We start from the raw sequence: 7,355 nt of genomic DNA, 5'->3' as shown, positions 1-7,355 counted from the left end.
ACACGACGTTGCTGCTGCTGCAGGAGCCGCGCGGCAGCGAAGTGCGCGAGCTGCTCGCACTGCGCTTCCCGGCCGATCCGCGCGAGATGCGCCGCGTGCGCGCCGAGTTGCGCACCGTGCTCGATGCCGAGGACGTGGCACCCGAACTGCGCGACCGCCTCGTCCTTGTCGTCGACGAGGCCTGCACGAATGTCATGCGCCACGCGTACTGCGACGGCGAAACCGGAACGATCGCACTGCGCGTCACGCGCGAGCGCGATATGCTCGGTTTCGAACTGCGCGACGAAGCGCCTTGCGTCGATACGTCGCGGATCAAGCCGCGCGACCTGTCCGAGTGCCGCGCCGGCGGCCTCGGCGTCGCCTTCATCGACGCGACGATGGATTTCTGGCATATCGAAGGGCTGCCGGGCGGGCGCGGCAACCGCTTGGTCATGCGCAAGCAGATTCCGCCACAGGTGCATAGCGATCGGGAGAGCGATTGAGTGAACGCCAACGAATGCGTCAGCGAAACCCTGGGCGACTACGTGCTCGTGCGACTGAAGGGCGAGGTCGACCTGTCCTGGTCGCAGCAGGTGCGGCGCGCGATCCTCGACGCGCTCGGCGACACCGGCAAGGTCGGCGTCGAGTTGTCGCAGGTCAGCTACATCGACTCGTCCGGCATCGCCGCGCTGGTCGAAGGTTTCCAGAACGCGCGCAGCCACAACCGGAAATTCGGCCTCGTCGGCGTGAGCGGCGCGGTCATGGCCGTGCTCCAGCTCGCGCGCCTCGACCGCGTGTTTCCGATTTTCGCCGACCTCGACGCGGCGCGATCGGCCTGAGCATGGATGCGATCACGCGCCCGCTCGAATCGCTCGGTCGCGCGACGCTGAAGTCGCTCGCCGGCATCGGCCACGCGGCGATGCTGCTGATCGAAAGCGTCGGCTTTGCGCTGACTGGTTGGCGCCGCGGCCAGCCGGTGCGTGTGCCGTCGGTGTTCGAGCAGATGCGTCAGATCGGCGTCGATGCGCTGCCGATCACGGCGTTGCTCGCGCTGGTCATCGGCATCATGCTCGGCATCCAGTTCGTCGCCGCGTTGAGCGAGTTCGGCGCGCAGTCGCAAGTCGTCATCGCCGTGGCCAAATCGGTGACACGCGAATTCGGCGCGCTAATCACGGCCATTCTGGTTGCCGGTCGCTCGGGCTCGGCGCTGGCCGCGCGCATCGGCTCGATGAACGTCTCCCAGGAAGTCGACGCGCTCGCCGTGATCGGCATCGATCCGGTGCGCTACCTCGCTGCGCCGGCGCTGTTCGCGATGCTGCTCATGCTGCCCGCGCTGACCATCTTCGCCGATGCGATCGCGATCTTCGGTGCCGCGGTCTATTCCGCGCCCGCGCTCAACGTCACACCGGGCGCATATATTTCGCAGACGCTCGCGCTGCTGACGCCGGGTGATCTCGGCCAGGGCCTGGCCAAGTCGGTCGTGTTCGCGATCCTGATCTCGCTGATCGGCATCAGTACCGGCTTTTCCGTGAGCGGCGGCGCCGAGGGTGTAGGCCGCGCGACTACGCGTTCGGTCGTGCTGTCGATCTGCTACATCATCGTGGCAGACATGATCTTTTCGTTCTTCCTCAATCGCTGAGCAGTCGGGAACGGAGCAGTCGCGTGGTCTCGTCGCAGCCCCTGATCGAAGTCGAAAAACTCGAAGCCTGGTACGGCCGTCGCCGTATCCTCAAGGGCGTCGACTTCAACGTTCACGCGGGCGAGATCCGCGTGATCATGGGCGGCTCGGGTTCGGGGAAGAGCACGCTGCTGCGCCATCTGCTCGGCCTGCACCGACCGCGCAGTGGCACGATCAAGCTGCTCGGCGTCGACATCGGCGAGGCGGACGAGGCGCAGATGCTCGGCGTGCGCCGGCAGATTGGCGTGTCGTTCCAGGGCGGTGCGCTGCTGACCTCGCTCAGTGTCGGCGACAATGTCGCGCTGCCATTGCGCGAGATGACGCAGCTCGACGAGAACACGATCCGCATCATGAGCCGGCTCAAGCTCGAGGTAGTCAACCTCGGCGGCTTCCAGGAGCTGATGCCGGCGCAGTTGTCCGGCGGCATGATCAAGCGCGCGGCGCTGGCGCGCGCGATCGTGATGGACCCGAAGCTGCTGTTTTTCGACGAGCCTTCGGCCGGCCTCGATCCGGTTGTCTCGGCCGAACTCGACGAGCTGATATTGCGCCTGCGCGACGCGCTGCGCATGACCATCGTCGTGGTCACGCATGAGCTCGAAAGCGCGTTCAAGATCGCCGACACGATCACCGTGCTCGACCAGGGCGAGATCCTGATGACCAACACGGTGGACAAGATCCGGCACGCCGACAACGAGCGCATCCAGGACCTGCTCAACCGTCGCCCGCGCGAGACGCCGGTCGATGCCGACGCCTATCTGCGCCGTCTGACCGAGGAGCACGCCGCGCCGGTCTGATGGCGCATTTCGTGAACCACATAACGAAATGCCGCCGTGCGTTGTATGATGGTCCGCAATCACATAAAAAAGGCAACAAGCCTTGTCGGAGGGGCCGCGTGCGTTTCGGTATCGTCGTTGATTCCGCCTGCGATCTGCCGGCGGAGTTTTTCGCCGAGCACGACATCGGCATTCTTCCGATCAGCATCCGCATCGGCGAGGAAACACTCGTCGACAACCGCGATCCGACGCTGATCGCGCGCTATCTCGCCGAAAATCTGGGTGCACGCGGCGCGGCCGCGGAAACCGAGCCGTATACGGTTGAACAGGTTCGCGACGTGTTCCTCGAGCGCCTCGTGATCGACTATGACTGCGTGTTCTGCCTGACGATCACGTCCACGCGCAGCCCGATCTTCGAACACGCGCGCAAGGCCAGCTTCGCCATCCTCAACAGCTACCAGGCGCCGCGCAAGGCCGCCGGCGTCGACGGGCCGTTCCTCATGCGCGTCATCGACGGCCAGACGCTGTTCGCGGGCCAGGGCGTTGCCGTCTACGAGGCAACACAGCTGATCGCCGCGAACGCGAGCGTCGGTGCAATGCGCGAGCGCCTCGAGTTCATCGCCCAGAACAGCTACGGCTACATGCTGCCGCGCGACCTTTACTACCTCAGGGCGCGGGCGCAGAAGAAGGGCGACCGCAGTGTCGGCCTGCTCAGCGCGGCGCTCGGCAGCGCGCTCGACATCAAGCCGATCCTGCGCGGCTGGCGCGGCGAGACCGGCCCGGTCGGCAAGGTGCGCGGTTTCGACGCGGGGGCGAAGATGCTGTTCGCCTACACGCAGGCGCGCGTGCGAGCCGGCCTGCTCGTGCCCGTGCTGTGCGTGAGCTATGGCGGCGACCTCGCCGAACTGGCTGCGCTTCCGGGCTACGCCGCGCTCAAGGAAACCTGCGCCGAGCACGGCATCCAGGTGCTCGAAAGCCCGATGAGCGTGACCGGCATGGTCAACGTCGGCGTCGGCGCGGTGACGCTGGGGTTTGCTGCGCTGGAGCACGACGCGAAGTTCTGAAAACCTGTCCTCAAAGCCACTGCGCTCGATAATTTGCGCGCCGGCGGTGCTCGGAATCCTCACATACTCGTGTGTATGCTCCGGTTCCTGCGCTCCGGCGACGCACAAATTCTCTTCGCTCGCTACGCTTTGAGGACAGGTTTTGTACGTACTTCCACTCCCGGCCGCCGTGTATGATTCCGGCATGCGGCGCCGGTGCCGCGAGGGCTTCGGAGCGCGCGGGTGAAACGCGACAACATCAACTATGTGCTGGTCGGTGGCGTTGTCGCAGCCGCGGCCGCGCTGCTGCTCGTCGCGCTCGCCGCAATTACCGGCCGCGGCGGCGCCAGTTCGGACTACGTCGCGCGCTACCGCAACGTCACCGGCCTGCGCGATGGCGCGCCGGTGTTCTACGAAGGCTTCCGCATCGGCCAGGTGTCGACGATCGATCCCGAGCGCGCACCGCGCGCCGGCAAGATCGAGACACGCTACAAGGTCACGTTCGCCGTGCGCCGCGACTGGCCGATCCCGAAGGATTCGGTCGCGCGCCTGACTTCGACCGGCCTGCTTGCCGACGTCGCGATCGGCATCAGCGAGGGGGCGAGCGCGGACATGGCCAAGCCGGGCGGCGAACTTGCCGGGGTCGAGAACGCCGACCTGTTCTCGTCGATGAATGCACTCGCCGTGCAGCTCAGCGACCTCACGCGCAACCAGGTGTCGCCGCTGGTGAAGACCCTGACCACGCATGTCGATTCGATCGCGACCAAGCTCGACGAGAGCACGCCGGAAATCGTCGACCAGTCGCGCCAGTTGCTGCAGCGGCTCAATTCGGCGTCGGCGTCGGTTGACGACCTGCTCAAGCCGCAGAACCGCGCGGCGATCGGCGCGATCCTCGGCAATGTGCAGACCTTGACCCACGATCTCGGCGAGACCCGCACCAAGCTAAACAGCGCGGTCAGCCAGCTCGACGAGGTGATCCGCGAAAACCGCCCCGGAGTGCGCGACTCGGTCGACGACCTGCGCGGCATCCTCGCCTCGCTGTCCGAACGCATCGACTCGATCACGCAGAACCTCGCCGTGGCCGCGCGCAACTTCAACGAGTTCTCGCGCGAGGTGCGCATGAGCCCGAACCGCCTGCTGATCGCGCCGAAGCGCGACAAGATCGAGGAGGAGCCGAAATGACGCGCCTGCGATTTGTCGCCGCGATCGTGCCAGCATTGATGTTGGCCGCATGTTCGCCGCCCACCGTGCCCGACGTCACCTACTATCAGCTGCCGCCGCCGCCCGCGCAGCAACATCTGCCGCAACCGCTCACGGTGCTGCCGATCGAAGTCGCCACGTTTCGCGCCGAAGGCGTCTATGCCGAGCAGTCGGTGCTCTACGCGACGACGCCCGACGCTGGCGCGCTGCGCGCCTACCACTATCAGCTGTGGAGCGATCCGCCTTCGCGCGGCCTGCAGGAGCGCCTGACCAACCGCCTGCGTGACGCCGGCGTTTCCGCGCTCGTCACCGACCGCCTGCCGGCGAGCGTGGAGGCATTGCGCGTCCGCGGCCGCATCCTGCGCTACGAGCGCGTACCGCAGGCGCAGGGCGCCGTCGCCGAGGTCGCGTTCGAAATGCGTGTCGAACAGGACTCCGGCGAGCCGCTGCTCGAACAGAGCTATCGCGCCGAACAGGCCGCGGCGGGCGAGACCATGGCCGCGACCGCGCAGGCCTTCGGCACCGCGGTCGACGCGGCATTCGCGAAGTTCCAGGCCGATCTCGTCGCGCTGACGGGCGGCAAGCCGTGATGGACGCGGCGCGGCTGCACATGCTTGAGGCGATGGGCATCGATGTCTATGCGCTGCGCGCGCGCACAGTCGCAACGAAGATTGCGAATGCAGCGGATGCGAGCCTTGCGACGGGTCCCGCATCGACGCGGCTGGCCGTCGTCTGCGCGCGCAGCGCGCGCGCGGACGCGCGTCTTGCGCGTCTGTTCAAACACTTGCCGCACACTCTCGGCGTTTCCGCCGGCGCCATCAGCTGGCTCGAGGCAGACGTGAATGGAGAGCTTGACGACGTCGCGGATGCGCCTGCCTATCTCGTACTCGGTGCGGCGATGGCGCGCGCGCTCGGTGCGCAATTGTCCACAATGCAGCAAAATACAGCGACCATCGCGGTGACCGCCGATCCTGCGCATCTACCCGGTATCGCCGCGGACAAGCGCGCATTGTGGCAGGCACTGAAACCCGTTGCGCGTCGGCTGCGTGGAGCAGCGGGTTAGCACGATGGTCGCGATTCTCGCCGAGCCGCGATCGCAGATGCGCGTGATGCACGTCGATGACATCGATGCCGTCGCCGCGATCGAGGTGGCTGCCTATGAATTCCCGTGGACGCCCGGCATCTTCCGCGACTGCCTGCGTGCCGGCTACGAATGCTGGGTGCTGGACCAGGGCGGCGAGATCATCGGCTACGGCATCCTCTCGGTCGCCGCGGGCGAAGCGCATCTGCTCAACGCCTGCGTCACGCCGGTGCACCAAGGACATGGCCACGGCCGGCATCTGGTCAAGCGCATGATCGAGCTTGCGCGCTGGCACCGCGTGCAGCGCATCTTCCTTGAAGTGCGCCCGTCCAACCGCGCCGCGGTCGCGCTGTATCCGACGCTCGGTTTCAACGAGATCGCGACGCGGCCGAATTACTATCCGGCGAAGCACGGGCGCGAGGATGCGATCGTGATGGCGATGGAACTGTTGCCGCCGGAAGCGTGATCACAAGTGTCGTTTCCGCGTAAGCGGGAACTCATTGTCTGTCAAAACCAGAATAAGACTCTGAATTCCGACCTTCACCGGAAGGACGAGAAAAAGGAATCCAAATCGGGGATATCATGAAATTCCACAAGTATCTTTTTGCACTTTCTGCAATCGCGGCGTCGGCGCACGCCGAAGACAAGAAGGTCATCACCCACGAAGACCTCTGGCTGATGCCACGCGTCGGCGCACCGGTCACCAGTCCCGACGGCAAGTTCGCCGCATTCAACGTCAGCGAACCGAGCTACAAGAAGGACGAGAGCGCGACGCATCTCTGGCTTGTCGCCACCGATGGCAGCGCCCCGGCGCGGCGCCTGACCGCGAGCAAGACCGCGGAGAACGGCATCGCCTGGAGCCCGGACTCCAGGCGCATCGCGTTTGCGGCCAAGCGCGGCGACGACAAGATCGCGCAGGTCTGGATCCTCGACCTCGCCCAGGGTGGCGAAGCGATCAAGGCGACGACCCTGTCCACCGGCGCGACCGAACCGGAGTTCTCGCCCGACGGCAAGCGCCTGTTGTTCACCAGCCACGTCTTCACCGAAGCGAAGAACGACAAGGACAACGAGCGCGTCGCCAAGGAACATGAGGAGCGCAAGTACAAGGCGCACGTCTACACGGGATTTCCGATCCGCAACTTCGACAAGTGGATCGAGGACACGCGCCCGCACCCGTTCGTGCAGACGATAGGCGCGAACGACGCGCGCGACCTGATCGCGGGCAGCGCGCTCGCCAAGCTGCCCGGCTATTCCGCGCCCGACGAGAACGCGGGATCGACCTGGGCGCCGGACGGGCGCAGCGTGGTCTTCGTCGCGAGCCGCAATCGCGATCGCGCCGCGTGGCAGTTCACCAACGCCGACCTGTTCCAGGTTTCCGTCGACGGCGATGAACCTAAGCGCCTGACCGGCGCGGATTCGCTCGATGCCGGCGACAGCTACGGCAAACCGCGTTTCAGTGCTGACGGCCATACGCTGTATGCGGCGGTGACGCCGCAGACAGGTCAGACCTACAACTCGGCACGGCTCGCAGTGATCGATTGGCCGAGCGCCAGGCAACGCGGGCGCATCGAACTGCCAAACCAGCTTTCCGTCGGCAGCTT

At 66.0% G+C, this 7,355-nt stretch carries 10 protein-coding genes; all 10 read left to right on the top strand.

What is annotated here, in order from left to right; all coding sequences use genetic code 11:
- On the top strand, positions 1-482 hold a 482-nt coding region (locus tag VF497_RS09110), incomplete at its 5' end, for an ATP-binding protein (protein WP_330887883.1).
- Positions 483-818, top strand: coding sequence for an STAS domain-containing protein (locus VF497_RS09105; RefSeq protein WP_330887881.1), 336 nt, complete (start codon positions 483-485; stop codon positions 816-818).
- A 2-nt stretch (positions 819-820) separates the two neighbouring features.
- Positions 821-1,618, top strand: coding sequence for an ABC transporter permease (locus VF497_RS09100; RefSeq protein WP_330887879.1), 798 nt, complete (start codon positions 821-823; stop codon positions 1,616-1,618).
- 23 nt (positions 1,619-1,641) lie between these two features.
- Complete coding sequence (locus VF497_RS09095) at positions 1,642-2,451, top strand: ABC transporter ATP-binding protein (protein ID WP_330887877.1); 810 nt, start codon at positions 1,642-1,644, stop codon at positions 2,449-2,451.
- A 98-nt stretch (positions 2,452-2,549) separates the two neighbouring features.
- Positions 2,550-3,494, top strand: coding sequence for a DegV family protein (locus VF497_RS09090; RefSeq protein ID WP_330887875.1), 945 nt, complete (start codon positions 2,550-2,552; stop codon positions 3,492-3,494).
- Positions 3,495-3,716: 222 nt separating this feature from the next.
- Positions 3,717-4,655 carry an MlaD family protein gene (locus VF497_RS09085; RefSeq protein ID WP_330887873.1) on the top strand — a complete coding sequence of 313 codons (939 nt, stop codon included), beginning with the start codon at positions 3,717-3,719 and terminating at the stop codon, positions 4,653-4,655.
- Positions 4,652-5,263 (top strand): ABC-type transport auxiliary lipoprotein family protein, encoded by a 612-nt coding sequence (locus tag VF497_RS09080; protein WP_330887871.1) that lies wholly within the window; start codon positions 4,652-4,654, stop codon positions 5,261-5,263. The genes VF497_RS09085 and VF497_RS09080 overlap by 4 nt, the downstream gene beginning before the upstream one ends.
- A complete protein-coding gene (locus VF497_RS09075; protein ID WP_330887868.1) occupies positions 5,263-5,736 on the top strand; it encodes a hypothetical protein in 474 nt (157 codons plus the stop codon). Before VF497_RS09080 ends, VF497_RS09075 begins: the two co-directional genes overlap by 1 nt.
- 4 nt (positions 5,737-5,740) lie before the next feature.
- The gene (gene rimI, locus VF497_RS09070) at positions 5,741-6,220 is read left to right on the top strand and encodes a ribosomal protein S18-alanine N-acetyltransferase (protein ID WP_330887866.1); all 480 of its coding nucleotides are present in this window, start codon (positions 5,741-5,743) and stop codon (positions 6,218-6,220) included.
- A 116-nt stretch (positions 6,221-6,336) separates the two neighbouring features.
- Positions 6,337-7,355 (top strand): TolB family protein (locus VF497_RS09065; protein ID WP_414706872.1); only part of this gene is annotated, 1,019 nt, incomplete at its 3' end.

The sequence above is a fragment of the Rudaea sp. genome, assembly GCF_036383415.1.
GTDB lineage: Bacteria > Pseudomonadota > Gammaproteobacteria > Xanthomonadales > Rhodanobacteraceae > Rudaea.
This window is presented reverse-complemented; position numbering and strand designations above follow the sequence as displayed.